Source organism: Oxalobacter vibrioformis (assembly GCF_027118995.1).
In the GTDB taxonomy this organism is placed as follows: domain Bacteria; phylum Pseudomonadota; class Gammaproteobacteria; order Burkholderiales; family Burkholderiaceae_D; genus Oxalobacter; species Oxalobacter vibrioformis.
Genome location: NZ_CP098242.1, coordinates 1701746 through 1723232 on the forward strand (window position 1 = coordinate 1701746; position 21487 = coordinate 1723232).

26 protein-coding genes and 1 pseudogene are annotated in these 21487 nt (G+C 53.5%); 6 read left to right on the forward strand and 21 right to left on the reverse strand.

Annotation, left to right across the window (positions count from 1 at the left end; genetic code table 11):
• Positions 1-68: 68 nt before the first annotated feature.
• From mutS to NB640_RS08500, 4 genes and pseudogenes are all read right to left on the reverse strand, one after another.
• A pseudogene (gene mutS, locus NB640_RS08485) lies at positions 69-2730 on the reverse strand (DNA mismatch repair protein MutS).
• A 148-nt stretch (positions 2731-2878) separates the two neighbouring features.
• Complete coding sequence (gene ilvC, locus NB640_RS08490; RefSeq protein ID WP_269308295.1) at positions 2879-3895, reverse strand: ketol-acid reductoisomerase; 1017 nt, start codon at positions 3893-3895, stop codon at positions 2879-2881.
• A gap of 46 nt (positions 3896-3941) precedes the next feature.
• Positions 3942-4433, reverse strand: coding sequence for an acetolactate synthase small subunit (gene ilvN / locus NB640_RS08495; RefSeq protein WP_269308296.1), 492 nt, complete (start codon positions 4431-4433; stop codon positions 3942-3944).
• 2 nt (positions 4434-4435) lie between these two features.
• Positions 4436-6151 (reverse strand): acetolactate synthase 3 catalytic subunit, encoded by a 1716-nt coding sequence (locus NB640_RS08500; protein WP_269308297.1) that lies wholly within the window; start codon positions 6149-6151, stop codon positions 4436-4438.
• A 511-nt stretch (positions 6152-6662) separates the two neighbouring features.
• Between NB640_RS08500 and NB640_RS08505 the strand changes: the two genes are divergently transcribed.
• The 3 genes from NB640_RS08505 to NB640_RS08515 are packed head-to-tail and all read left to right on the forward strand — an operon-like array spanning position 6663 to position 8233.
• Positions 6663-7229 (forward strand): RNA polymerase sigma factor, encoded by a 567-nt coding sequence (locus tag NB640_RS08505; protein WP_269310432.1) that lies wholly within the window; start codon positions 6663-6665, stop codon positions 7227-7229.
• On the forward strand, positions 7226-7627 hold the full coding sequence (locus NB640_RS08510; protein WP_269308298.1) for a DUF3619 family protein: 402 nt from the start codon (positions 7226-7228) through the stop codon (positions 7625-7627). The genes NB640_RS08505 and NB640_RS08510 overlap by 4 nt, the downstream gene beginning before the upstream one ends.
• Before the next feature lie 3 nt (positions 7628-7630).
• Positions 7631-8233: a DUF3106 domain-containing protein gene (locus NB640_RS08515; RefSeq protein ID WP_269308299.1), complete on the forward strand. Its 603-nt coding sequence runs from the start codon at positions 7631-7633 to the stop codon at positions 8231-8233.
• Positions 8234-8252: 19 nt separating this feature from the next.
• On the opposite strand, the gene NB640_RS08520 is transcribed toward NB640_RS08515, so the two are convergent.
• Positions 8253-8936, reverse strand: coding sequence for an ABC transporter ATP-binding protein (locus NB640_RS08520; protein WP_269308300.1), 684 nt, complete (start codon positions 8934-8936; stop codon positions 8253-8255).
• Here NB640_RS08520 and NB640_RS08525 point away from each other — a divergent pair.
• Positions 8935-9591, forward strand: coding sequence for an arylesterase (locus tag NB640_RS08525; RefSeq protein ID WP_269308301.1), 657 nt, complete (start codon positions 8935-8937; stop codon positions 9589-9591). The genes NB640_RS08520 and NB640_RS08525 overlap by 2 nt on opposite strands.
• A 14-nt stretch (positions 9592-9605) precedes the next feature.
• On the opposite strand, the gene NB640_RS08530 is transcribed toward NB640_RS08525, so the two are convergent.
• Both NB640_RS08530 and NB640_RS08535 read right to left on the reverse strand, forming a co-directional pair.
• The gene (locus NB640_RS08530; protein WP_269308302.1) at positions 9606-9980 is read right to left on the reverse strand and encodes an RnfH family protein; all 375 of its coding nucleotides are present in this window, start codon (positions 9978-9980) and stop codon (positions 9606-9608) included.
• Positions 9973-10407, reverse strand: a complete 435-nt coding sequence (locus NB640_RS08535) for a type II toxin-antitoxin system RatA family toxin (protein WP_269308303.1) — start codon at positions 10405-10407, stop codon at positions 9973-9975. The genes NB640_RS08530 and NB640_RS08535 overlap by 8 nt, the downstream gene beginning before the upstream one ends.
• Positions 10408-10611: 204 nt before the next feature.
• Here NB640_RS08535 and smpB point away from each other — a divergent pair, with 204 nt between their 5' ends.
• Positions 10612-11061, forward strand: coding sequence for an SsrA-binding protein SmpB (gene smpB, locus NB640_RS08540; protein WP_269308304.1), 450 nt, complete (start codon positions 10612-10614; stop codon positions 11059-11061).
• 5 nt (positions 11062-11066) lie between these two features.
• On the opposite strand, the gene iscX is transcribed toward smpB, so the two are convergent.
• The 12 genes from iscX to rplM all read right to left on the reverse strand — a co-directional run bounded on the left by iscX (position 11067) and on the right by rplM (position 19519).
• On the reverse strand, positions 11067-11261 hold the full coding sequence (gene iscX / locus NB640_RS08545) for a Fe-S cluster assembly protein IscX (protein WP_269308305.1): 195 nt from the start codon (positions 11259-11261) through the stop codon (positions 11067-11069).
• A 21-nt stretch (positions 11262-11282) separates the two neighbouring features.
• A complete protein-coding gene (gene fdx, locus NB640_RS08550; protein WP_269308306.1) occupies positions 11283-11621 on the reverse strand; it encodes an ISC system 2Fe-2S type ferredoxin in 339 nt (112 codons plus the stop codon).
• A gap of 168 nt (positions 11622-11789) precedes the next feature.
• Positions 11790-13655: a Fe-S protein assembly chaperone HscA gene (gene hscA, locus NB640_RS08555; RefSeq protein WP_269308307.1), complete on the reverse strand. Its 1866-nt coding sequence runs from the start codon at positions 13653-13655 to the stop codon at positions 11790-11792.
• 2 nt (positions 13656-13657) lie between these two features.
• The gene (gene hscB, locus NB640_RS08560; RefSeq protein ID WP_269308308.1) at positions 13658-14188 is read right to left on the reverse strand and encodes a Fe-S protein assembly co-chaperone HscB; all 531 of its coding nucleotides are present in this window, start codon (positions 14186-14188) and stop codon (positions 13658-13660) included.
• Positions 14189-14220: 32 nt separating this feature from the next.
• Positions 14221-14544, reverse strand: a complete 324-nt coding sequence (gene iscA / locus NB640_RS08565) for an iron-sulfur cluster assembly protein IscA (protein ID WP_269308309.1) — start codon at positions 14542-14544, stop codon at positions 14221-14223.
• 164 nt (positions 14545-14708) lie between these two features.
• On the reverse strand, positions 14709-15104 hold the full coding sequence (gene iscU / locus NB640_RS08570) for a Fe-S cluster assembly scaffold IscU (protein ID WP_269308310.1): 396 nt from the start codon (positions 15102-15104) through the stop codon (positions 14709-14711).
• Between the two features lie 24 nt (positions 15105-15128).
• Complete coding sequence (locus NB640_RS08575; RefSeq protein ID WP_269310433.1) at positions 15129-16349, reverse strand: IscS subfamily cysteine desulfurase; 1221 nt, start codon at positions 16347-16349, stop codon at positions 15129-15131.
• A 58-nt stretch (positions 16350-16407) separates the two neighbouring features.
• Positions 16408-16884 (reverse strand): Rrf2 family transcriptional regulator, encoded by a 477-nt coding sequence (locus tag NB640_RS08580; protein ID WP_269308311.1) that lies wholly within the window; start codon positions 16882-16884, stop codon positions 16408-16410.
• Positions 16885-17054: 170 nt separating this feature from the next.
• Complete coding sequence (erpA, locus tag NB640_RS08585; RefSeq protein WP_269308312.1) at positions 17055-17405, reverse strand: iron-sulfur cluster insertion protein ErpA; 351 nt, start codon at positions 17403-17405, stop codon at positions 17055-17057.
• A gap of 67 nt (positions 17406-17472) precedes the next feature.
• The gene (gene argC / locus NB640_RS08590) at positions 17473-18522 is read right to left on the reverse strand and encodes an N-acetyl-gamma-glutamyl-phosphate reductase (protein ID WP_269308313.1); all 1050 of its coding nucleotides are present in this window, start codon (positions 18520-18522) and stop codon (positions 17473-17475) included.
• A gap of 166 nt (positions 18523-18688) precedes the next feature.
• Positions 18689-19081, reverse strand: coding sequence for a 30S ribosomal protein S9 (rpsI, locus tag NB640_RS08595; RefSeq protein WP_269308314.1), 393 nt, complete (start codon positions 19079-19081; stop codon positions 18689-18691).
• 9 nt (positions 19082-19090) lie between these two features.
• Entirely contained in the window at positions 19091-19519 is a 429-nt protein-coding gene (rplM, locus tag NB640_RS08600) for a 50S ribosomal protein L13 (RefSeq protein ID WP_269308315.1), read from the reverse strand.
• 236 nt (positions 19520-19755) lie between these two features.
• Between rplM and NB640_RS08605 the strand changes: the two genes are divergently transcribed.
• Complete coding sequence (locus NB640_RS08605) at positions 19756-20379, forward strand: LysE family translocator (RefSeq protein ID WP_269308316.1); 624 nt, start codon at positions 19756-19758, stop codon at positions 20377-20379.
• Here the strand turns inward: NB640_RS08605 and NB640_RS08610 are convergent.
• A complete protein-coding gene (locus NB640_RS08610; protein WP_332880240.1) occupies positions 20365-20649 on the reverse strand; it encodes a GGDEF domain-containing protein in 285 nt (94 codons plus the stop codon). The two genes, NB640_RS08605 and NB640_RS08610, sit on opposite strands and share 15 nt — an antisense overlap.
• The gene (locus NB640_RS08615; protein WP_269308317.1) at positions 20610-21308 is read right to left on the reverse strand and encodes a hypothetical protein; all 699 of its coding nucleotides are present in this window, start codon (positions 21306-21308) and stop codon (positions 20610-20612) included. The genes NB640_RS08610 and NB640_RS08615 overlap by 40 nt, the downstream gene beginning before the upstream one ends.
• Between the last annotated feature and the right edge of the window lie 179 nt (positions 21309-21487).

Consider the following 21487-nt stretch of genomic DNA (forward strand, 5'->3'; position numbering starts at 1 on the left):
TCAGGTGAGCGTTGTTTGTTTTTATCCGATGGCCTCTGTTTTTCTGTTTGCGGTGAAAGGGCTAAAGACTATTCCTGTTTTTTACTGTCTGCCAGTTGTTCTTTCAGGCGGTACAGGGTGTTCAAGGCTTCCCGGGGTGAAAGGGAGTCAATATCCATGTTTTCCAGATGGTCTGCCATTTCCTTTGCCGGAGAAGGTAAAGCATGCGCAGGCGCATCGTCCGCTTTGAGAGCAGGCGGGACAAAAAGGTTCATCTGGGACTGGGTCGGTATAAAGTGGGATTCCAATGTGGCCAGATGGCGGCGTGCGATCCGGATGACCGACTGGGGAACGCCGGCAAGCTGTGCGACCTGGAGGCCATAACTTTGTGAAGCGGGGCCCGGCTCGACAGCGTGCAGGAAAACGATATTGTCCTTGTGCTCAACGGCAGAGAGATGAACATTTTCTGCGGTTTCATGGGTTTCGGGCAATTGGGTCAGCTCGAAATAATGCGTCGCAAAAAGCGTGAAACTCTTGCTGGTTTCAATCAGGTGGCGGGCAATTGCCCAGGCAAGTGCCAGGCCGTCAAATGTCGAGGTACCGCGCCCGACCTCATCCATCAGGACGAGTGACTGGCCGGTCGCACTATTTAAGATAGCGGCGGATTCGGTCATTTCCACCATGAAGGTTGAGCGTCCTCCTGCCAGATCATCTGCTGCGCCGATACGGGTAAATATCCGGTCAATCGGCCCGATAATAGCGGCATTGGCCGGGACAAAGCTGCCCACGTAAGCCAGAAGCACGATCAGGGCGGTTTGCCGCATGTAAGTTGATTTCCCGCCCATATTGGGGCCGGTAATCAGGAGAAAACGGCGGGTGTCTGACAGGTCGCAATCGTTGGCAATAAAGCGTTCAATGCGGGCCTCTACCACCGCGTGGCGACCCTGGATGATATGAATGCCGGGTTCGGTTACGAGCTGCGGCGCGCACCAGTTGTTGCGCTGCGCATGGGTTGCCAGGGCAATCAGCGTATCAAGCTGGGCGGCCTGCCGTGCGATTTTCTGCAAGGGGTCGATAAAAGGTGCCAGATCAATCAGCAGCCTGTCATACAGTGTTTTTTCCAGTGACAGTGCCCGCTCGCGTGCGGAAAGCACCTTGTCCTCAAAGGTTTTCAATTCCGGCGTGATATAGCGTTCCGCATTTTTGAGTGTCTGGCGGCGGCGGTAGTCATCCGGCACCTTTGCCGTTTGCCCGTGGGTGACCTCGATATAAAAGCCGTGGACGCGGTTGTATTCCACACGAAGGTTGGCAATGCCGGTTCGTTCGCGTTCACGGGTTTCCAGATCAATCAGGAATTGCCCGGCATTGTCGGCCAGTTCGCGCAATTCGTCGAGCTCGGCACTGAAACCCTGCTGGATGACGCCGCCATCCCGGATCTGGGCAGCCGGTTCCGTTGCAATCGCGCGCTCCAGAAGATCCAGGCATTCGGTTGGGGTTGCCAGGGCTTCATGGATGGAAAAAAGGAGAGGCGCCCCATCATTCATGGCGCATTGTGCCAGGTAGGAGCGCAGATGCGGCAGCTGTTTCAGTCCATCCCGCAGGGCGGCCAGGTCGCGGGGCCGCGCTGACAGGAGCGCAATCCGTGCGGCAATCCGTTCAATATCCGGAAAATGGGACAGGGTGCTGCGCAGTCCGTCTGTCACACTGGCTTCCAGGAGGGCCGAAATAGCCGAGTGCCGGGATTGTGCCACCGGCTGGCTGCGGCTGGCGTGATGCAGCCAGTGCCTGAGCATCCGGGAGCCCATTGCCGTGCAGCAGTGGTCCAGTTCGGGAAAAAAGTGTCGGGGAAAGGGCACCGTTTTCACTGGCGCGAATGGGTTCTGTCAGTTCCAGGTTGCGCCGGGTGGCGGCATCCATGCCGATAAAATCCCCTTCCGTTTCCACAACAAGCTGCCTGATATGCTGCAATCCCTGTGATTGGGTGGAAGCCGCATAGCGGAGCAGGGCGCCTGCAGCCCCTGCGGCGGAAGTCAATCCGCTGCCGCCATAGCCATCCAGTGTGGCAACACCCAATTGCACCAGGAGGGATTTCTGTCCGCTGTCACTGTCAAAGTGCCAGTCCGGGAGCGTAACCATACGGCCCGGTATGGCGTCGGGAAGCCATTCGGTGGTCCCTTCTGCCAGCAGGATTTCCGCCGGGCCGATGCGTTCGGTTTCCTGCAGGAGGCGTGCGGGCAACTGCTTTTCATCCAGCCCGATCTCCAGGAGTCGGATGATACCGCCCGAAAGAGAAAGCCAGGCAAGCCCCAGGGTCAGATTTTTCCGCTCCCGTGCGACAGACAGGGCCAAAAGGGGGCGGTCGGCTTTTTCCGGAAGGAGTCCCGCGTCGGTTAGTGTGCCCGGTGTGACAATGCGCATGACCTTGCGCTCAACGGGTCCCTTGCTGGCAGCCGGATCTCCGATCTGTTCACAGATGGCAACTGACTCACCCGCAGCAACCAGCCTGGCCAGATACTGCTCAATGGAATGAAAGGGTACCCCCGCCATATGAATGGGCTTGCCGCCGGACGAACCGCGCTGGGTAAGAGTGATGCCTAAAAGGCGAGCGGCATGAACGGCATCGTCATAGAAAAGCTCATAAAAATCACCCATGCGGTAAAGCAGCAGTTTGTCCGCATGCTCGGATTTGATGCGCAGATACTGCTGCATCATGGGCGTGTGTTTCGCCTGATCGGATGACGGTTTCGCCATGGATGAGTGTTCTGGTTATGGTTGAGTTTAGGCTGAGCCTTGGGCTAAACATACATTGTAATGCCTGATGTGCCCATAAAGAAGGGTGGTCGGGAAAAACACAAAAAAAGCCCGGCAGAAGCCGGGCTTTGTATCTGATATGGCAGGATCAGTTCTTGCTCTGGTCAACGAGCCTGTTCTGGGTGATCCATGGCATCATGCCACGCAGTCTCGCACCGACGACTTCGATGGGGTGCTCGGCATTCAGTCGGCGACGGGAAATAAGCGTTGGCGCGCCGGCCTTGCTTTCCAGGATAAAGCTCTTGGCGTATTCGCCGGTCTGGATGTCTTTCAGGCATTCACGCATGGCTTTTTTGGTTTCATCGGTAATGACTCTCGGGCCGGTGACATATTCGCCATATTCCGCATTGTTGGAAACGGAATAGTTCATGTTGGCAATACCGCCTTCGTAAATCAGGTCAACAATGAGTTTCAACTCATGCAGGCACTCGAAATAGGCCATTTCAGGCGCATAGCCGGCTTCCACAAGGGTTTCAAAACCGGCCTTGACCAGCTCAACGGCACCGCCGCACAGGACAGCCTGTTCACCGAAGAGGTCAGTTTCCGTTTCTTCCTTGAAGGTGGTTTCGATGATGCCGGCACGGCCGCCGCCATTAGCCATGGCGTAGGAGAGGGCGATATTGCGGGCAACACCGGAACGGTTCTGATAAACCGCAATGAGGTGAGGGACACCACCGCCCTGGGTATAGGTGGAGCGAACCGTGTGACCTGGTGCTTTCGGCGCAATCATGATGACATCCATGTCCGGACGGGGAATAACCTGGCCGTAGTGGACATTGAAACCGTGGGCAAATGCCAAAACAGCACCCTGTTTGGCATGGGGCGCCACACTGTCATTGTAGACATCGGCAATATTTTCATCCGGCAGCAGGATCATGATAACGTCAGCGACCTTGATCGCGTCATTGACTTCTGCAACGGTGAGGCCGGCACCTTCTGCCTTGCTCCAGGAACCGCCACCCTTGCGCAGGCCGACAATCACGTCGCAGCCGGAATCATTCAGGTTGAGTGCATGCGCATGGCCTTGTGAGCCGTAACCGATAATGGCGACTTTTTTTCCTTTGATCAGGGAGAGGTCGCAGTCCTTGTCATAAAAAACATTCATGATTTTTCCTAATTTTTCGTAAAGATCTGTGGTTGATAAGAGCGGTTTAAAGTTTCAGGATACGTTCGCCACGGCCAATGCCGGATCCGCCTGAACGGACGGTTTCCAAAATGGCTGTGCGGTCAAGGGATTCGATAAAGGCATCCAGCTTGGCCTTGTCTCCGGTGAGTTCGATTGTATAGGAACGGTCACTGACATCCACGATACTGCCGCGGAAAATATCGGCGGTGCGCTTGATTTCCTCGCGTTCCTTGCCGACAGCACGGACCTTGATGAGCATCATTTCCCGCTCGACATAGGAGCCGTCGGTCAGATCGACAATCTTGACAATTTCAATCAGCCGGTTCAGGTGCTTGGTGATCTGTTCGATCACATCGTCAGAGCCGGTGGTGACAATGGTCATGCGTGACAGGGTCGGGTCTTCGGTCGGGGCGACATTGAGGGTTTCAATGTTGTAACCCCGTGCGGCGAAGAGGGAAACAACCCGTGCCAGCGAGCCTGCTTCGTTTTCCAGAAGGATAGAGATAATGTGTCGCATGATTACAGTTCCTCCATGCTCAAGATCATTTCAGTCAATCCCTGGCCGGCACGAACCATTGGCCAGACATTTTCATCCGGGTCGGTCTGGATGTTGACGACAACGAGCTTGCCTTTTTCGGCAAACGCGTCTCTCATGGCACCTTCCACATCGGCGGCTTTTTCTACCCGGATACCGACATGGCCATAGGATTCGACCAGTTTTTCAAAATCAGGCAGCGCGTTCATGTAAGATTCCGAGAAACGGGATTCGTATTCCAGGCGCTGCCACTGGCGTACCATACCGAGCACCCCATTGTTGAGCAGGATGATTTTCGGGGTCAGGCCGTACTGCCTGCAGGTCCCCAGTTCCTGGATATTCATCTGGAATGAGGCTTCGCCGGTGACACAGGCAACAGTGGCTTTCGGGTTGGCCAGCTGTACGCCCATGGCATACGGCAGGCCAACCCCCATGGTGCCAAGGCCGCCTGAATTGAACCAGCGGCGCGGCTTGTCAAACGGGTAGTACTGCGCAGCCCACATCTGGTGCTGTCCTACATCAGAGGTGATGAACGCATCGCCTTTGGTGACTTCCCAGAGCTTTTCGATCACAAACTGGGGCTTGATGATGTGGTCGGTCTTTTCGTATCGCAAACACTCAATCGACCGCCATTCATTGATCCGTTTCCACCAGGCTTCCAGTGCCTTGGCGTTGTTTTTCGGATGCGCGCCATCAAGCTGTGCCAGCATTTCTTTCAGCACATCCTTGACGTTGCCGACAATCGGCACATCCACGCGGACCCGCTTGGAGATGGACGACGGGTCAATGTCGATATGAATGATCTTGCGACCGGACTGGGAAAAGTGATCCGGATTGCCAATGACACGGTCATCAAAACGGGCACCAATCGCAATCAGGAGATCGCAATTCTGTACTGCCTGGTTGGCTTCATACGTGCCGTGCATGCCGAGCATGCCCAGATACTTGTCGCTGCTGGCCCGATAGCCGCCAAGACCCATCAGGGTATTGGTGCAGGGATAGCCCAGACGATCCACCAGTTGGTTGAGCTCGGGCGCCGAATCGGAAAGGATGACGCCGCCACCGGCATAAATAACCGGGCGTTCCGCCTGGAGCATCAGTTGCAGCGCTTTCCTGATCTGTCCGGTATGGCCTTTGTCAATCGGCTTGTAGGAGCGCATATCAATCTCTTTCGGATAATGATACGGCGCTGTCAGCATGCTGACATCTTTCGGCACGTCAATCAGGACCGGGCCGGGGCGGCCGGAGGAGGCAATGAAAAAGGCCTTCTTGATCGTTTCGGCCAGATCCCTGACATCCTTTACCAGGAAATTATGCTTGACGCAGGGGCGGGTAATGCCGACGGCATCGCTTTCCTGGAAAGCATCCTGCCCGATGTAATGGGTTGGCACCTGGCCGCTGAATACCACAATGGGAATTGAATCCATGTAAGCCGTCGCCAGGCCGGTAATCGCATTGGTGACACCGGGGCCGGAGGTAACGATGGCTACGCCTACCTTGCCGGAACTGCGTGCATAGGCGTCAGCGGCGTGAATGGCTGCCTGCTCATGGCGTACCAGAATATGCTGGAATTTGTCCTGATTGTAGATGGCATCGTAAATATACAGTACAGCGCCACCCGGGTAGCCGAAAACATGTTCAACACCTTCTTCGGCCAGACAACGCACCAGTATTTCGGAGCCTGTCATTTCTAAACTCATACTTCTTCCTTTCAAGGTCCATTGGAAATTGATCGGATGTCCTTTCCTGTCGAAACCCGCCGATACGCCAACTGCTTCCCACACGCACAGTCATGCGGCAGAAAGCACCGGGTTATTCTTAACGGATTTCTCGCGCTTGTGGCGCGGGTCAGAACAAACAGTTTTATAACGCAAATTTCGGGCGGCATTGTGTGCGGCCGTCAGGCAAATACCTGTTCCAGGCTGATAGCTGAAACAGGCAGATTAATTCATGCAATATCCTATGTTGATTCCATTGTATAGGAATATTGAAAACCAATCATTCTACACCTAATCTGCACAAACGAGCCGTTATTTGTTAGGATTTACAATAGCCTGAGAAATTTTACAGAAACGCTGATTAAATGGCTTTGTAAGCGAATTGCTGCGCTCCGTGTGCCTTGCACTTCATCTCCCAAAATCATTTAATCAGCGTTTCCTTGGATTTCTTGTCTGTTTTTTGCGGGTGGCTCCGCATCACTCGCAATGCTTGATGGCTACTGATAAAGAGTTATCCGATTTTCTTGCCGGAGTTGAACGCCGTGCTTTTAAACAGGCAGTTTATGCTGTGAGAAAGGACGAGTCCGCGCTTGATATCGTTCAGGATGCCATGATCAGCCTGGCTGAAAAATACGGGGACAGGCCGGCGTCTGAATTCCCGATGCTTTTCCAGCGCATTTTGCAAAATACTATCCGCGATTATTTCCGGCGTGAAAAGGTCAGGAATACCTGGGTGACGCTGTTTTCCGGCCTGTCGGACAAATCATCGGATGACGATTTTGATGTGCTTGAGGTCTATCAGTCAGAAATTGCGGGAGGAATGGCGGAATCAAGTGCAGATAAGCTGGAACGCACGCAGATTCTTGTTATTATTGAAGAAGAACTACAAAAGTTGCCGGCACGTCAACGGGAAGCATTCCTTATGCGTTATTGGAATGATATGGATGTTGCTGAAACGGCCCAGGCCATGCAATGTTCGGCGGGAAGTGTGAAAACACACTGCTCACGGGCAACGCAGGCGCTTGCCAAGGCACTCAAATCAAGAGGTATAGAGTTATGAACGCGCAAGAAAAAAATTTCGCATATAAAGTGCGACATGCGCTAAACGAGCGATTGGACGATTTGCCCGACAGTGTGACGGAGCGGCTGGCGCATGTGCGCAGTGTTGCCGTTTCACGCAAAAAGCAGGAGGCGAGTGTCCATGTCGCGGTATTCAAGAAAGCTTTTGCCGGCATTACCGGTAGCGCATCCGGCCATTCATCATGGTTTGGCCGGTTGGGGCTGGGTTTGCCGGCGCTTGTCCTGGCCGTCGGCCTGATGGGTATTGTTCATTATGAAGAACAGCGCCAGATCAGGGAAACGGCTGCCATTGACATGGCTGTTCTTTCTGATGAGCTGCCGCCGGCTGCGTATACGGATATTGGCTTTAATGCCTATCTTGAACGCAACGGGGCCTGATCAATGAGATGGTTTAGCCATCGTACGCGGATTTTCTTTTTCGCTGTCATTGCCTTTTTGGTACTGACAGTGGTTGCTATTGGTATTCTCAGGGCAGTTAGTCCCGAACTGAACCTGATGGAAAAAATCGGGCTGGTCGATGATGAACATCTCACCACATTAAGAACCAGGCCCTACTGGACCAAACTGACCGAAAAACAAAGAGATTCGCTTGCTCCGCTTGAAGATGTATGGGACAGGATCACGTCTGCCCGCAAGAAAAAATGGCTGGAAATCGCCGAGCGGATGGAAAGCATGTCACCGGAAGAAAGGGGGCGCTTAAAGGAGCGGATTCAGATGTGGGCCAACCTGACGCCTGAGGAACGCAAGGAAGCGCGGCAGAATTACCTGAGCGCCAGAAAACTGGGGGTCAAGGACAAGTCACTCCAGTGGCTGGAATACCAGAATCTGCCGGAAGAGAAAAAGAAGGAACTTGCGGCAACCGCCCGTAAAAAACGCAGCATCGTCAACCCCAAGCCGGAAGAAGAAGCACCGGTTGCCCAGCCTGAGCCGGTTGAGGAAACCAAGCCGCCCCAAAAAGAGGAATTACCGGATTACTGGCGCTGATGGCGGTATGCCATCAGCATCAGGCCATCACACCGGCACGGATTTCAATCTGCCTCATGCAGCGTCCGGCAATCTCGAGATCATGGGTAACCAGAATCAGCGTGGAATCATGTTCCTGATTCAGATCAAACATCAACCTGATTACGGCTTCCCCTGTCTGGGCGTCCAGGCTGCCGGTCGGTTCATCGGCGAAGAGCATGGGCGGATTGGTCACAAACGCCCGGGCCAGCGCTACCCGCTGCTGCTCGCCGCCTGAAAGATAACGGGGATAATGCTGGAGCCTTTCCGACAGGCCAACGCGAGACAGGATGGCAGCGGCTTTTTCCCGTGCTTCCGGGTCGTGGAGAAGTTCCAGCGGCAGCATGACGTTTTCCAGGGCATTGAGATGATGCAGCAACTGGAAGGACTGAAAGACAAACCCCAGGTTTTCTTTACGCAGCCGGGCGCGACCATCTTCATCCAGCGCATAGATATCGGTGCCATTTAACATGACAGTGCCTTCTGTCGGGGTATCAAGACCGGCCAAAAGACCCAGCAAAGTGGACTTCCCCGAACCGGAAGCACCGATTATGGCAAGAGTTTCCCCTGCATCTACGGTAAAATGGATGTTATTTAATATGGTCAGCCTGCCGGCGGCGTCCTCGACCCGTTTGGTAAGGTGGACCACTTCAATGGCAGGGATTTTTCTGGAAAGGTTTGACATGCACTCTTCGGATAAAAAAACAGGTTGGATCAGACGATGGTTTCAGCGTTCCCTGTTTGCGTTGCCATTATGCTTTATTTTTTTCAGCGTCAGTGCCCATTCTGCACCAAAAAACATTCTTGTGCTTGGTGACAGCCTGTCAGCCGAGTACGGCATTGAACGCGGAACCGGGTGGGTTGCGCTTTTGCAGCAGCGGCTGGATGAAAATAAAAAAGAGGTCAAGGTCATTAATGCCAGTATCAGCGGGGATACCACCAGTAGCGGAAACGCCCGTTTGTCCAAGCTGTTAAGGCAGCACAAGCCGCAGATACTGATCCTGGAACTGGGAGGTAATGACGGATTGCGCGGACTCCCGGTGGATTCGATCAAACGGAATCTCCGTGCGATGGTCAGTATGGCTCGCCGCGCTGACTGTCAGGTGCTGATTCTGGGGATGCAGATTCCCCCCAATTATGGACAGACCTATGCGACCCAGTTTGCCGAGAGTTATGAGCAGGTGGCCAGGGAAAGCAATATGCCGCTGGTACCGTTTTTCCTGGCGGGTGTGGCAGACGATGACGGGCTGCTCCAGTCTGACCGCATCCATCCCGCAGGGAAAGCACAGCCCATCCTGCTGGATAATGTGTGGCCCCACCTTTTGCCTATGCTGAAATAAGCTGTATGCCGCTTTCAGGTGTCGCCCGGCCTTGCCTGGCTTTTTGATGCGGTTTTGGTTTTGCCCTGTTCAATGCGTTTTTTGCGGGTTTCCTTGGGGGAGGCGACAAGCGGGCGGTAAATTTCGATACGGTCGTTTTCCTTCACCGGGGTATCAAGCGGCCTGATTTCACCGAAAATACCTGCCCGGCCTTCGACCAGGCGGATATTTTTTGCGATTTTCCGGATACCGCTCAGTTCAAATGCGTCGCGGATGGTTGTTCCGGGTTTGACGTTGACGGTCAGGATAATGGAGGTGTCCGGGCCGGCATAGCTGACCTGCACCGGAAAAAGGTCGCGGTTTTTCGATTGCCGGCGGATAAGGGATCGGGGACGTTTTTGCTTATCCATAGACTGTTCTTGCTCGCTGGTGGAATGAATCAACAAGGGTGATGGAAACCATGTCAAAAATAGGCGCCAGCATTTTTTCAAAAAGGCGGTTGGAAAATTCGTAATTCAGCTCGAGGTCTACCCGGCTTCTGCCTTCCGGCAGCGGTGTAAAGGACCACTTGCCATCAAGCCGTTTGAATGGACCTTTTTCCAGGATCATGGAAATTGATGTTGACGGCATATTGTGGTTCCTGGTGGTAAAGCTGTGCTTTAAGCCATGAAAATCAATAAACAGGGTGGCTGAAACGGTATGATCCTGGCAGTGTGGTTCAAGGGATGTCTTGATGCACCAGGGTAAAAACTCCGGATATTTTTCAACATCCTCGACCAGGGCATACATTTTTTCTGCGGTGTAACCAACAATGGCTGTTTTGTGTACGTTTTTCATGAACCCGCTTTGTTTTGGAAACGCGGATTAAATGGCTTTGAGAGCGAATTGCTGCGTTATGCGTTGCTCACAACCTTCGCCTATCTTAAGATATGTCCTGGTTGCTGCTCCGTTTGCCTTGCACTTCATCTCCCAAAATCATGTAATCAGCGTTTCCATTTGATAGAATCGCTTTTTCTGCTGACACGTAAATCAGGTTTGACCATGACTATAACCGATAATAAAAAAGCATTTCATGATTATTTTATCGAAGAGCGCTTTGAGGCGGGCATGGTCCTGGACGGCTGGGAGGTCAAATCGATCCGGGCGGGACGTGTGCAATTGAAGGAAGCCTATGTCATTGTGCGCAATGGCGAGATTTTTCTTTTTGGCGCGCATATCAGTCCGCTGCCCACCGCATCTACCCACGTTAACCCGGATCCGGTACGGACCCGCAAGCTGCTGTTGCATGGGTCTGAAATCAGCAAACTGATTGGCAAGGTCGAACGCGCGGGTTATACCCTGGTGCCGCTGAACCTGCATTATTCCCGTGGGCGGATCAAGTGCGAGGTCGGGCTTGCCAAAGGCAAAAAACAGTATGACAAGCGAGACACGATCAAGGACCGCGACTGGCAGCGTGAACAGCAACGTATCATGAAACAGAACCGGCGATAGAGCGCCTATTTTGTCTCGTCGATCCAGGCCATCTGGATTGCTTCCAGAATACGTTCATTGGACCGCTCGGGATCATCGTCAAATCCCTCCAGTTCACATACCCATTGATGCAGGTCGGTAAAGCGGATGGTCAGCGGGTCGACAGCCGGGAATTTATCGTAAAGTTCCTCTGCGATGCGAAGGGTGTCTGTCCATTTCATGGAAATATCTCCCCGCAGAAATTAGCCGCGTTCCCGAACACGGTTGACCGAGTATCGTGGAATTTCGACGACCAGGTCTTCTTCCCCGATTTTTGCCTGGCAGGAGAGGCGGGAAGTGTCTTCCAGCCCCCAGGCGCGGTCGAGCATGTCTTCTTCTCTTTCAGACGGTGGCGAAAGTGAGTCAAAGCCTTCCCGGATAACAACATGGCAGGTAGAGCAGGCATTGCATTTACCACAGGCATGATCGATTTCCACCTGGTTATCAAGCAGTGCATCACACAGCGACTGGCCTTCAGGAGCGTCAAATTCGGCACCTTCCGGGCAGAGGGTTTCGTGGGGCAGGACGACAATACGGGGCATGTTTTTCTCCGTGGTTGTGGTTCAGGGAAGCGCTGCTTAAAAGGCTTTGAGAGCGAATTGCTGCGTTACGCGGTGCTCGCACCCTTCGCCTATCTTAAGATATGTCTTGGTTGCTGCGCTCCGGGCGCCTTGCACTTCATCTCTCAAAATCATTTAATCAGCGTTTCCTCAGGTGATGTCGTGGATGGATTTGCCGGCCAGCGCCTGCTGGATATTGCGGTTCATCCGGCGGGCGGCAAAGGTTTCGGTTCCCTTGGCAAGGGCTTCCACTGCCGTATGAATGACAGCAGGGTGTGTGCTTTCAGAAAGCCCCTCCATATCCGAGAGCAGGGTTTCAATCGTCTGGCGTTCTTCTTCGGAGAGCAGTGCGGCATCGCTTTCTAGTGCGGCACGGGTGGCATAAATGATGCGTTCGGCTTCCAGCTTCGCTTCCCGCAGCATGCGGGCTTCCATATCCGCTTGTGCCGACTGCCCGGATTCTGCCAGCATGCGGGCAATTTCCGTATCGGTTAAGCCATAGGATGGCTTGACGACAATGGATGCCTCTACATTCGCGTGCAGTTCACTGGCCGATACAGACAAGAGGCCATCCGCATCCACCTGGTAGGTGATGCGGATGCGCGGCATGCCTGCGGGCATCGGCGGAATACCGCGCAGTTCAAAGCGCGCCAGAGAGCGGCAATCGCTGACGAGCTCCCGTTCGCCCTGAAGCACATGAATACTCATGGCAGTCTGTCCATCCTTGAAAGTGGTGAATTCCTGGGCAAAGGTGCAGGGAATGGTGGCGTTGCGCGGGATGATTTTTTCGACCAGTTCGCCCATGGTTTCAACACCAAGGGATAGCGGGATAACATCCAGGAGCAGCCAGTCATCTCCCGGGGAACGGTTACCCGCCAGAAGATTTGCCTGCATGGCAGCTCCCAGTGCCACGACTTTTTCCGGGTCAATATTGGCATGCGGCGTTTTGCCGAAAAGCTTTTGCACTTCCTTGCGGACGTGTGGCATGCGTGTGGCGCCGCCAATGAGTACCACACCCTGCACATCCTCCGGAACAAGCCCGGCGGCATGAAGTGCTTCCCGTGCCAGCTTCGCTGTCTTGCAGACAAGATGATGCGTGATTTGTTCAAAGGTTTCTGCCGTGATGTCCAGATTGACGTGTTCGCCGGATTGAAGCGTGGCTTTAAGGCGTGTTTTGACCCGGGAGGAGAGTCGTTCTTTCACCTCCCTTGCTTTGCCCATCAGCGTACGGGTATCTTCAGGTGACAAGGGCTTTAACTGCGCCTGCTCGATGATCCAGCAGAAAAGACGGTGGTCGAAATCATCGCCTCCCAGTGCGGAGTCGCCACCGGTTGCCAGCACTTCAAACACCCCACGGGAAAGCCGCAGGATGGAAATATCAAAGGTACCACCACCCAGATCGTAAGCGGCATAAATGCCTTCCGGCGCATTATCCAGCCCGTAGGCGATAGCTGCAGCTGTCGGCTCACTCAGCAGGCGCAGCACATGAATACCGGCCAGTTTTGCCGCATCCTTGGTCGCCTGCCGTTGCGCATCATCAAAATAGGCCGGAACGGTAATAACAGCCCCCACCAGTTCATCACCCAGCGCATCTTCAGCACGCTGGCGCAATGTTGCCAGGATTTCTGCGGATATTTCCACCGGGCTTTTGGTGCCGGCAACCGTCCGGATCTGCACCATACCCGGCTGGTCCACAAAATCGTACGGCATGTTTTCGATATGGGTGATATCGCTGATGCCTCTTCCCATCAGTCGTTTGACGGACACAATGGTGTTCTTGGGGTCAGTGGTCTGTGATGCCTGTGCGGTGTAGCCCGTTTTGGCATATCCATCGGGCAGATACTGGACGACGGAAGGTAAAAGCGGGCGTCCTGTTTCATCATCCAGTACTTCGGGGATGCTGTTTCTGACGGTGGCCACCAGGGAATGGGTGGTGCCGAGATCAATGCCTGCCGCCAGTTTTGACTGGTGAGGGAGAGGGGCCATGCCCGGTTCGGATATCTGGAGAAGTGCCATGATCAGGTCGGGTCGGTTTTATCGAGCGCATCAAAGGCAAAACTGATTTCCTCAGCGAATTTTTGCAAAAACATCATTTTTCTGACTTCCTGTACGGCTGAAGAAAACTGCCTGTTGTTGAGCGCGTTTTCAATCAGCGTCATCTGTTCTGCTGTGCGTTTGCGCAAATGTTCTCCCAGGGTTTCAAGCGCCCCCAGATCCTTGTCGATTTTTGCATTGTCCAGGTGTTCCCGCCACTCGATCTGCTCGAAGATGAAATCAGGCGGCATGGATGGGCCGGATGTTTCCGCATCCAGGGGGAAGCCATTCAAACTGCACAGGTAGGCGGCACGTTTGAGGGGATTGCGAAGGGTCTGGTAGGCATCATTTGCCAACGATGCCCATTGCAGGGCGGCACGCTTATCAGATGCCGGGGCGTTGACAAAACGGTCCGGATGCACCAGCCGCTGTATTTCGCGATAGGCTGTATCAAGCGCCTGCCTGTCCATGGCAAACTGCTCAGGCAATTTGAAAAGGGCGAAATGATTCTGCATATCCCTGGCAATCGGGGCTGGCGCTATTGGCGTCAGATCCTGAAGCTGTCACCGCAGCCGCAGGTATCCTTGACGTTGGGATTATAAAATCGGAAGCCTTCATTCAACCCTTCACGGGTATAGTCAAGCTCGGTACCATCCACATAGGGCAGGCTTTTTGCATCGACAAACACCTTGACGCCTTGTGACTCAAATACCAGATCATCCGTTTCTGCTTCATCCACGTATTCCAGCTTGTAGGCCATGCCTGAACAGCCGGTTGTCTGCACGCCGAATCGCAATCCAATCCCCTTCCCACGCTTTTCCAGGAAACGGGAAATGTGCCGTGCGGCTTTTTCTGTCAGTGTGACTGCCATATATGCTCCTTTAAAACTCAGGGAAACGCTGATTAAAAGGCTTTGAGAGCGAATTGCTGCGTTACGCGGTGCTCGCCACCTTCGCCTATCTTAAGATATGTCTTGATTGCTGCGCGCCGTGCGCCTTGCACTTCATCTCCCAAAATCATTTAATCGGCGTTTCCTCAGGTGTTTTCCGTATCGGTGTTGCGCTGACGATAATCCGCCACTGCCGCCTTGATGGCATCTTCTGCCAGGATGGAACAGTGGATCTTCACCGGGGGGAGGGCGAGCTCCTCGGCAATTTCCGAATTCTTGATTGCCAGCGCTTCATCCAGGGTTTTCCCCTTGACCCATTCCGTCACGAGCGAGCTTGAGGCAATGGCTGAACCGCACCCGTAGGTCTTGAACCGGGCGTCTTCAATCATGCCTTCCTTGTTGACCTTGATCTGCAGCTTCATCACATCGCCACAGGCCGGGGCGCCAACCATGCCGGTACCCACGGTTTCGTCATCCTTGTCAAAAGCGCCGACATTGCGCGGGTTTTCATAATGATCAAGTACTTTATGCGAATATGTCATGTGTTACTCCGTTTCCTTGGCTTTTCAGTGGGCTGCCCACTGGATAGTCGAAAGATCCACGCCTTCCTTGTACATGTCCCACAATGGGGAAAGTTCACGCAACTTGGCAACCCGTTCCGTTACCAGGGCAATCGCATAGTCGATTTCCTGCTCGGTCGTAAAACGCCCGATGGTAAAACGGATCGAACTGTGTGCCAGTTCATCACTTCTGCCCAGGGAGCGCAATACGTAGGAGGGTTCCAGAGTGGCCGATGTACAGGCTGAGCCGGAAGAGACTGCCAGGCCCTTCATGGACATCATGAGCGACTCACCTTCAATGTAATTGAAGCTGACATTGAGATTATGCGGGACGCGGTGCTCCATATCGCCGTTAATCACGGTTGCCTCGATTGCAGACAGGCCTTTTGCAAGCCGCTCCGAAAACACCCGCATCCTGGCATTTTCCTCATCCATTTCTTCTCTGGCAATCCGGAAAGCTTCACCCATGCCGACAATCTGGTGGGTGGGGAGCGTGCCGGAGCGCAGTCCACGCTCGTGACCGCCGCCATGCATCTGGGCTTCCAGGCGCACACGCGGACGGCGGCAAACGTAAAGTGCGCCAACGCCTTTGGGGCCATAAACTTTATGTGCCGTGACAGTCAGCAGATCAATTTTTGTTTTTTTGAGGTCGATTTCTACCTTACCGACAGCCTGGGCCGCATCACAATGGAAAATAATGCCGCGTTCCCGGCAGAGCGCACCGATTTCGGCAATCGGTTGAATGACGCCGATTTCATTGTTAACCCACATGACCGATACCAGGATCGTATCGGGACGGATGGCTTTTTCCAGTTGCTCCAGTGTGATCAGGCCGTTTTCCTGCGGATCAAGATAGGTTGCCTCAAAGCCCTGGCGTTCCAGTTCCTGCACGGTATCCAGTACCGCCTTGTGTTCCGTATTCACGGTGATAATGTGTTTGCCGCGATTCTTGTAAAAATGGGCGGCGCCTTTCAAGGCCAGGTTGTTGCTTTCTGTTGCGCCGGATGTCCAGATGATTTCGCGTGGATCAGCATTGATCATGTCAGCAACATGGCTTCTGGCTTCTTCTACCGCTTTTTCCGCTTCCCAGCCATACATGTGGCTGCTCGATGCCGGATTGCCGAAACGCTCAACCAGGTAAGGAATCATCTTGTCGGCAACACGGGGGTCCACCGGCGTGGTTGCCGAATAATCCATGTAAACAGGATGAACAGGCTCTGACGTCATGTCCGGCAGAATAATACTGCATGCGGTTTCATTTACTGGTGTACTCATGGCTTGTCCTTTACTCCCCCTGAAAGACGATCGCCTGGTTGATGGCGCCGGCAGAGGGCCTGGCCGGTTTTCCGCGCTCCTGTCCTGCCAGTTTCGCAAGGGAGACGGATTCCAGATAGTCAACGATACGCTCATTCAGGCTGGCCCACAGGTTGTGGGTAATGCATTCAATATTGCCTTTTGCGCTCTGCTGGCAATTGCCATTGCCCTGGCAGCGGGTCACATCAAGCGGCTCATCCACGGCAAAAACAATATCGGCTACCGTGATATCTGCAGCATCCCGCGAGAGACGGTAGCCACCGCCAGGCCCACGGATGGATTTGACTAGGTCACGGCGGCGCAGCTTGGAAAAAAGCTGTTCCAGATAGGCAACCGAAATATCCTGCCGATCACTGATACTGGCAAGCGTGACCGGGCCGTTACCCTCGTTTCGGGTCAGGTCAATCATGGCATTTACGGCAAAACGGCCTTTTGTTGTCAGACGCATAACGTTATTTCCGGTGAATTATCCGAACAGGGATAGGATAATACTTGAATTTTTTACTCAAGTATAGCAAAAGTGAAAAAGTTTTGTTGGAGGTCATGCCAGACGGAAGAGGCTGGCTTCAGGAGACAAAAAAGGACGCATGGCAGCGTCCTTTTCGTATGGCAGTTTTATCAGGGCGCGAAGGAAGAGCCGCAGCCGCAGGTGGTGGAGACATTCGGGTTTTTGATGACAAACTGCGAGCCATTGATATCTTCACGATAATCAATTTCAGCGCCGACCAGATACTGGTAGCTGATGGCGTCAATCAGCAGTTGTACCCCGTTTTTCATCATGGTGGTGTCATCGTCATTGACGGATTCATCAAAAGTGAAACCATACTGAAAACCTGAACAGCCGCCGCCCTGAACAAAAACACGGAGTTTGAGATCCGGGTTGCCTTCTTCTGCGATCAGCTCAGCCACCTTGTTTGCCGCGCTGTCAGTGAAGTTGATCGGTGCTGGCATTTCAATTGCTGCATTCATTGTGTACTCCAGAATAAATAAGATGGTTTTATTATAAGCGACCTGTTATTTTCCTGCTTGATCGCCATCAGGGGACGAGAGGCGCATGGATAAGGCCCGTGGTCTCGTCCAGGCCAAACATCAGGTTCATGCACTGGACACCCTGTCCTGCCGCGCCCTTGACCAGATTGTCCTCTACCACGAGGATGACCAGTGTATCGCCGTTGCCCGGACGGTGCAGGGCGATGCGCAGGAAATTGGAGCCCCTGACGGAGCGGGTGTCCGGATGGCTGCCTGCCGGCATGACATCCACGAAAGGATCGGTGCGGTAATGGTTTTCGTAAAGTGCCTGGAAATCCATATCACGCGCTTCGGGTAAAAGGGTTGCATACAGCGTGGAATGAATGCCCCGGATCATGGGGGTCAGATGCGGCACAAAAGTCAGGCCGATTTCCCGCCGGTTTTTTGTCATCGCTTTCAATCCCTGCATGATTTCCGGCTGATGACGATGCCCGGAAACACCATAAGCCCGGAAATTGTCCGAGGCTTCTGCCATCAGCATGCCGATTTCTGCCCGGCGTCCGGCACCCGAGGTGCCGGATTTGCAGTCGGCAATCAGCCGGGATTCATCAATGAGGGGCTTATCCTGACGCAAAAGCGGTGCATAGCCAAGCTGGACGGTTGTCGGGTAGCAGCCGGGAAGGCCAATCACACGGGCTTTTTTGATGGCTTCACGATTGATCTCCGGCAGGCCATACACTGCTTCTGCCAGAATGTCGGGCTGGGAATGCGGCATGCCGTACCATTCCTGGAAGACGACCTTGTCCTGGAAACGGAAGTCAGCCGCCAGATCAATGACTTTTACGCCGCCTAAAAGCAGTTCCGGCGCCTGTTCCATGGCGACACCATGCGGGGTGGCAAAAAAGACGACATCACAATCGGTCAGCCGGGTTTCGTCAGGCGAGGTGAAAGCCAGGTCCACCAGGCCGCGCAGGGAGGGATACATTTTCGCGACATGCAGGCCGCTCTCGTTTCGGGAAGTGATGGCAGTAAGACGCGCCCGCGGATGGGCTGACAAGAGGCGCAGCAGTTCGACGCCGGTATAGCCTGTTCCTCCTACGATTCCAACCTTGATCATGATAATCCTCACTGAACATGAAATGAATGAGCCACATTGTAAAGCCTGTTTTTCTTTTCTGCGTTAAAAACCCGCATGCCGGATACAAAAAAGCCGCCAGTACAGGTACTGGCGGCTTTGAAAGCGATAAAGGCCTGTGCCGTGGCAGCAGGCCTTTTGCAAACAATTAACGCTTGGAGAACTGCTTCGCTCTGCGCGCTTTGCGAAGGCCGACTTTCTTGCGTTCGACTTCACGGGCGTCACGAGTGATGAAGCCTGCTTTGGACAGGTCCGGTTTCAGTGCGGTGTCATAGTCCACCAGCGCACGGCTGATACCATGACGCACAGCACCTGCCTGGCCGGATTCGCCGCCACCATGGACATTGACCATGATGTCAAAACGCTCAAGGTTGTCAGTCAGTTCCAGCGGCTGACGAATGATCATCAGGCCGGTCTGGCGTGAAAAATAATCTTCGGCCGGCTTGCCATTGACGGTGATTTTGCCGGTGCCGCTTTTGAGAAATACACGAGCCACTGCACTTTTGCGACGGCCGGTTCCATAATTGTAGTTACCGATCATGTCAGCTCCTTAGATGTCGAGTGGCTTGGGTTGCTGCGCGGTGTGCGGGTGGGTGTCACCACCGTATACCTTCAGCTTTTTGATCATGGCGTAGCCAAGCGGACCTTTCGGCAGCATGCCCTTGACGGCTTTTTCCAGGGCACGGCCAGGAAAACGCTGCTGCATTTTTCCAAATGTCGTTTCATAGATGCCACCGGGATAGCCGCTGTGGGTATAGTATTTCTTGTCGGTGTTTTTTGCGCCAGTCACACGCAGTTTGCCGGCATTGACCACGATGATGTAGTCGCCGGTATCGACGTGCGGGGTGTACTCCGGCTTGTGTTTGCCGCGCAGTCGGCGTGCCACTTCGCTGGCAACACGTCCGAGCACCTTGTCGGTTGCGTCAATCACAAACCACTCGCGCTGGACTTCATGGTCCTTGGCGGAAAAGGTTTTCATGGTTATTCCTATTGGTTTTTATTCGCTCAAACGGGTGGTTCCGGCGTCAAAAACGGACGGACTCAGCCTTCTGTCATATTCCCGAGCGTATGGGAAGCCTTGCATTATAGACCCTGCTTTCCTCCGGCGTCAATTCAGGTGGCTGATTTTTCATCAAAAAATGCAACAGGTGATTGGCGGCAGGCAGGGCTTGGGGTATCCTTTCTTTCCACACGTTTCTTTTACATGAATGCCGCATGATTCCGTCTGATGTCCTTGTTACCTATTTTATTGCCTGCATTATTCTCGCCATTGCGCCCGGCCCGGACAATATCTTTGTCCTGACGCAGTCGGCACTTCGCGGCAGGAAGGCCGGTATCCTGGTTGTGCTGGGTTTGTGTTCCGGCCTGCTGGTTCACACGACCGGCGTATCCCTTGGGGTTGCCGTTATTTTCCAGACGTCTGAGTTGGCCTTCACGCTGTTGAAGCTCGCTGGTGCCGGTTATCTGATTTATCTGGCATGGGGCGCTTTCCGGGCGGGAGCTACAGAAATTGAAGGCGAAAAAAGCACGTTGACACATGCACAGCTTTTTCGCCGCGGGATCATCATGAATATTACCAATCCCAAGGTTACCATTTTCTTTCTGGCGTTTCTTCCCCAGTTTGCGAATCCCGCCCGGGGTTCGATTTCCATTCAGATGCTGATTTTAGGCGGCTTTTTTATATTGGCGTCCATTCTGGTTTTTGGCGCCATTGCCCTGGCAGCCGGTACGCTGGGCGACTGGCTCAAGCGCTCAGAGAAAGCACAAAAGGTTATGAACCGCGTTGCGGGTGTGGTTTTTCTGGGACTGGCGGCCAAATTGCTGTTATCGGAAAGATGAAACCGGATTTCCCCGCGGCTGTTTTTTAGCCGATGCATCATTTCGACGCCATATTTTTCCGGAGAGGCCGGGGAAAAACGCAACAAATTCCTCGCCGCCATACCGGGCAAGGCAGTCACTTTGCCGCAGTCCGGTGGAGAGGGCTTTTGCGACAGCTTCCAGTACGATGTCGCCGAACGGATGGCCGTAGGTATCGTTGATGTTTTTAAAATTATCCAGATCGGCCATCATCACGGTGACAGGTATTTTTGTTCTGCCCGCTTCGCCGATCTGCCTTTTGAGTGCGTGAAGGAAATAGGATTTTTATAGGCGCCCGTCAGGCCATCACGCATGATCGTTTTTTCAATGCGTCCGCTGGATGCCACAAGGATGGTCGCCCTCAGCAAAAGCATCATGCCGATGGAGCCCAGGATGATCAGGAGTTGATAATCAGTGATCTCATTGTATTGACCCGGGGAAACATCCGAGCCAGCCAGGCCGATGAATTCTCCCGTTTCCTGGTTGGTGATGGGTGCGTAGGCAGACAGAAGCGTTCCCCATTTATTGGTGACAAAATAACCCATGTACGGTGCTTTTGTTTCATACGCTATGCGGCGGGATTCTGTGAGGGAGTCTGTTGAGCCTGGAGGGGAAAAGGTGCTGCTGCCCTCCTTTTCTCCATCGAGGATATACATCATCCTGTCATCTGACAGGCGGATCTCCGTATACAGATAGATAATGCTTCCTTCATTGTCCGTCCGGATATTTTCCATAATGGACTTGATCCGCCAGTAATAAGGCGAGCGGGTATCCCGTGTTTTGATAAATTCTTTGTATCCGGCAATATCCTGTTCAATGACAGTTGCGGTTGCTGACGCGATACCGTAGCATTTTTTCACCATCTGGCGTTTCAGGGCAGTGGTTTTTCCTGGTAAATGTAATATCCGCACAGAGCCATTCCCAGGGCGAAAAAAGCAAAGATATAGAGAATAAGAGTCGTATAGATAGTTTTTCGTTCGAATATACGCGACCTCAACACGAGGGTGTCAGGGTAAGAAGCCTAATAGCAGAGATGAGGGGGAATTCATCTGGTGTTGCCTCCTTTTCCGCCACCTCCTGGCGTACCCGG

Coding starts and splice junctions, on each gene's coding strand:
- NB640_RS08575 (WP_269310433.1), bottom strand. CDS start 16,349: ATGACGTCAGAGCCTGTTCATCCTGTTTACATGGATTATTCGGCAACC.
- rpsI (WP_269308314.1), bottom strand. CDS start 19,081: ATGATCGGTAACTACAATTATGGAACCGGCCGTCGCAAAAGTGCAGTG.
- NB640_RS08500 (WP_269308297.1), bottom strand. CDS start 6,151: ATGAGTTTAGAAATGACAGGCTCCGAAATACTGGTGCGTTGTCTGGCC.
- argC (WP_269308313.1), bottom strand. CDS start 18,522: ATGATCAAGGTTGGAATCGTAGGAGGAACAGGCTATACCGGCGTCGAA.
- iscU (WP_269308310.1), bottom strand. CDS start 15,104: ATGACATATTCGCATAAAGTACTTGATCATTATGAAAACCCGCGCAAT.
- NB640_RS08530 (WP_269308302.1), bottom strand. CDS start 9,980: ATGGATAAGCAAAAACGTCCCCGATCCCTTATCCGCCGGCAATCGAAA.
- erpA (WP_269308312.1), bottom strand. CDS start 17,405: ATGAATGCAGCAATTGAAATGCCAGCACCGATCAACTTCACTGACAGC.
- NB640_RS08510 (WP_269308298.1), top strand. CDS start 7,226: ATGAACGCGCAAGAAAAAAATTTCGCATATAAAGTGCGACATGCGCTA.
- NB640_RS08580 (WP_269308311.1), bottom strand. CDS start 16,884: ATGCGTCTGACAACAAAAGGCCGTTTTGCCGTAAATGCCATGATTGAC.
- hscA (WP_269308307.1), bottom strand. CDS start 13,655: ATGGCACTTCTCCAGATATCCGAACCGGGCATGGCCCCTCTCCCTCAC.
- rplM (WP_269308315.1), bottom strand. CDS start 19,519: ATGAAAACCTTTTCCGCCAAGGACCATGAAGTCCAGCGCGAGTGGTTT.
- smpB (WP_269308304.1), top strand. CDS start 10,612: ATGACTATAACCGATAATAAAAAAGCATTTCATGATTATTTTATCGAA.
- ilvN (WP_269308296.1), bottom strand. CDS start 4,433: ATGCGACACATTATCTCTATCCTTCTGGAAAACGAAGCAGGCTCGCTG.
- NB640_RS08525 (WP_269308301.1), top strand. CDS start 8,935: ATGCACTCTTCGGATAAAAAAACAGGTTGGATCAGACGATGGTTTCAG.
- NB640_RS08605 (WP_269308316.1), top strand. CDS start 19,756: ATGATTCCGTCTGATGTCCTTGTTACCTATTTTATTGCCTGCATTATT.
- iscA (WP_269308309.1), bottom strand. CDS start 14,544: ATGGCAGTCACACTGACAGAAAAAGCCGCACGGCACATTTCCCGTTTC.
- NB640_RS08505 (WP_269310432.1), top strand. CDS start 6,663: ATGGCTACTGATAAAGAGTTATCCGATTTTCTTGCCGGAGTTGAACGC.
- ilvC (WP_269308295.1), bottom strand. CDS start 3,895: ATGAATGTTTTTTATGACAAGGACTGCGACCTCTCCCTGATCAAAGGA.
- iscX (WP_269308305.1), bottom strand. CDS start 11,261: ATGAAATGGACAGACACCCTTCGCATCGCAGAGGAACTTTACGATAAA.
- fdx (WP_269308306.1), bottom strand. CDS start 11,621: ATGCCCCGTATTGTCGTCCTGCCCCACGAAACCCTCTGCCCGGAAGGT.
- NB640_RS08520 (WP_269308300.1), bottom strand. CDS start 8,936: ATGTCAAACCTTTCCAGAAAAATCCCTGCCATTGAAGTGGTCCACCTT.
- hscB (WP_269308308.1), bottom strand. CDS start 14,188: ATGCAGAATCATTTCGCCCTTTTCAAATTGCCTGAGCAGTTTGCCATG.
- NB640_RS08535 (WP_269308303.1), bottom strand. CDS start 10,407: ATGAAAAACGTACACAAAACAGCCATTGTTGGTTACACCGCAGAAAAA.
- NB640_RS08515 (WP_269308299.1), top strand. CDS start 7,631: ATGAGATGGTTTAGCCATCGTACGCGGATTTTCTTTTTCGCTGTCATT.